The organism is Microbulbifer sp. (genome assembly GCF_036563125.1).
Taxonomy (GTDB): domain Bacteria; phylum Pseudomonadota; class Gammaproteobacteria; order Pseudomonadales; family Cellvibrionaceae; genus Microbulbifer.
Window position 1 is genome coordinate 1 of record NZ_DATCMV010000081.1, and the last position, 2358, is coordinate 2358.

Here is a 2358-nt window from a genome sequence, read left to right on the forward strand (position 1 = left end):
CCCAAAACCAAAACACCCCGCTGGATGCGGGGTGTTTTATCGGGAACAGCGGACGGCACTGGCGTCCGCTAACGCTGGGGATCAGAGCGCCGCCAACGCCGCCTCGTAATCCGGCTCGCTGGCAACTTCCGCCACCTGCTCGGTATAGGCAACCTTGCCAGTTTCGTCGATCACCACTACCGCACGGGACAGCAGGCCTTTCAGTGGGCCGGTTTCAAACGCCACCCCGTAATCGTCCCCAAAACTGGAGCGGAATGTAGAGCCGAGCTTCACATTGGCAATACCTTCCGCGCCACAGAAGCGGGTCATGGCAAAGGGCAGGTCCGCAGATACACAGACCACCACGGTGTTCTCCAGGGAAGCGACCTTTTCATTGAACGTGCGTACGGACATGGCGCAGGTGGGGGTATCCACCGACGGAAAGATATTCAGTACCACGCGCTTGCCGGCAAGATCCGACAGATTGAGTTCGGACAGATCGCCCTGCACCAGAGTGAACACCGGCGCCTGGCTGCCTACCGCAGGCAAGTCGCCAACGGTGGTGATGGGGTTACCTTTCAGGGTGATATTGGCCATTGTGCAATCCTTGACGTTAGAAGTTGTATAAGCAGAGTGGAAATTGCCCGCAGCATGACGAGCCGAGGAAGCAAAGTCAATTTAGCCACAGGTAACAAAAAACCCCGCAAAATGCGGGGTTTTAAGGGTTTTATAATAGTCGTGGATCAATGCTCAGTGGACACGCGACCCAAATCGCCTTCCATTTCCGTCGCCAGGAAAGACATCACCACCCAGGCCGCCACATTCTGCTTGAGGTTTTCCGGGTCGACCTTGTCCAGGGTGTCGTTGGGCGTGTGGTGGTAGTCGAAGTAATCGGTACCGTCCTGGTGCAGGGTCATCGCCGGCACGCCCTGTGCCACGAATACACTGCCATCCGGGCCTCCGGACGCCTTGTTGTCACCGCGCTTGATGCCGAGCGGCGCCAGCAACTGCATCATCTGGTCGGCGATGGCGAACTTGCTCTCGGGGATACGGGTGTCGAAGCGCCAGATTTTGCCGGCGCCGAAATCGGACTCGGAAACCATCACAATTTTTTCCAGGTCGTTGGCATGGGCTTCGACGTACTGCTTGGCACCCACAAGGCCGATTTCCTCGGCGCCGAACAGTACCACCCGCAGGGTGCGGCGAGGACGCTGGGGTAACTCGGCAATCAGGCGCCCGGTTTCCATTACCACGGCCACGCCAGCGCCATCGTCCAGCGCGCCGGTGCCTTCGTCCCAGCTGTCCAGGTGCGCACCGATAATCACCACTTCCTCGGGCTTCTCACGGCCGAGCACTTCGCCAATCACATTGAAGGACGGGCCATCCGCCAGCGCTTCGTTGTGCACGCTCAGTTTCACCTGCACCGGCTTGCCGCGCTTCAGCATGGCCTCCAGCAGGTTGGCATCCGGTGCGGACAGCGCCAGTGCGGGAACCGGGTTTTCCACGCCGTCTACAGACATCATGCCGGTGTGGGCGAAGCGGTCTGAGTCGGTACCCACGGAGCGCAGCAACAGAGCCGCTGCACCCTTCTCTGCCGCCGCGCGCATCCCCTTGCTGCGGCCGGCCGCTGCCGGGCCGTAGCCCTCACCGGTGCGAGCGCGCTCCATGCGCTTGTTGATGAACGCGATCTTGCCCTTAACCTTGCGCGCCGGTGCTTTCATCAGCGCGTCCACATCGGCAAATTCGACGATTTCCGCAGTGAGACCGCCTTCCGGTGTAGACGCACCGTAACCGAGGGAAGTAACTACCAGCGGTTGCGGGAAAGGTGCGGTCACTTCCGCGTGGGCGTGGCCACGGGCCCAGCGCTTGACGTCGATCTGTTCGGTGTAAACACGGTCAAACCCCAGATCTTTCATTTTTTGTTGCGCCCACGCTACTGCGCGCTCGTCACCCTTGGTGCCGGCGCGACGCGGGCCAACTTCCACAGTGAGGGATTCTACGTGGCTGTAGGCATCGGAGGATTCCAGCGCGCGATCCCGCAGCACTTCCGCCACGGAGATATCTTCCTGCTTCAGGGCTGTAGCCTGTGCCGACATCACTAGCAGTGCGGCTGCCAGCCCCCCGGTAAAATTCATCAGTGGCTTTAACATGACTTCTCCAGTTACAGCGCTTTGGATATTTATGGAAATTATTCAGTTTCATCCTGCGGTGGCAGCGCCAGCAATCGCTCGCGCACATCCCGCAGTTGTTGCAGGCCGGCCTCGGTAAACAGATAGGGCGGCTTGCCGGTGAACTCTTCTTCTTCGATTTGCAGGCACTCCAGGCGGAGCTGCTCCAGCGGCGGGTCGTGGCGCATCGGGTAACTGATCAGTACCCGCC

At 60.1% G+C, this 2358-nt stretch carries 2 protein-coding genes and 1 pseudogene; all 3 read right to left on the reverse strand.

Annotation, left to right across the window (positions count from 1 at the left end; genetic code table 11):
• Positions 1 to 81: 81 nt before the first annotated feature.
• Positions 82 to 576 carry a thiol peroxidase gene (gene tpx, locus VIL80_RS06330; RefSeq protein ID WP_332035299.1) on the reverse strand — a complete coding sequence of 165 codons (495 nt, stop codon included), beginning with the start codon at positions 574 to 576 and terminating at the stop codon, positions 82 to 84.
• Between the two features lie 146 nt (positions 577 to 722).
• Positions 723 to 2129 carry a M20/M25/M40 family metallo-hydrolase gene (locus VIL80_RS06335; RefSeq protein ID WP_332035300.1) on the reverse strand — a complete coding sequence of 469 codons (1407 nt, stop codon included), beginning with the start codon at positions 2127 to 2129 and terminating at the stop codon, positions 723 to 725.
• Between the two features lie 38 nt (positions 2130 to 2167).
• Positions 2168 to 2358, reverse strand: a pseudogene (locus VIL80_RS06340) (hypothetical protein); the annotation flags it as partial.

Excerpts from the sequence above, each read along its gene's own strand:
- tpx (WP_332035299.1), bottom strand. The coding sequence starts at position 576 with ATGGCCAATATCACCCTGAAAGGTAACCCCATCACCACCGTTGGCGAC.
- VIL80_RS06335 (WP_332035300.1), bottom strand. The coding sequence starts at position 2,129 with ATGTTAAAGCCACTGATGAATTTTACCGGGGGGCTGGCAGCCGCACTG.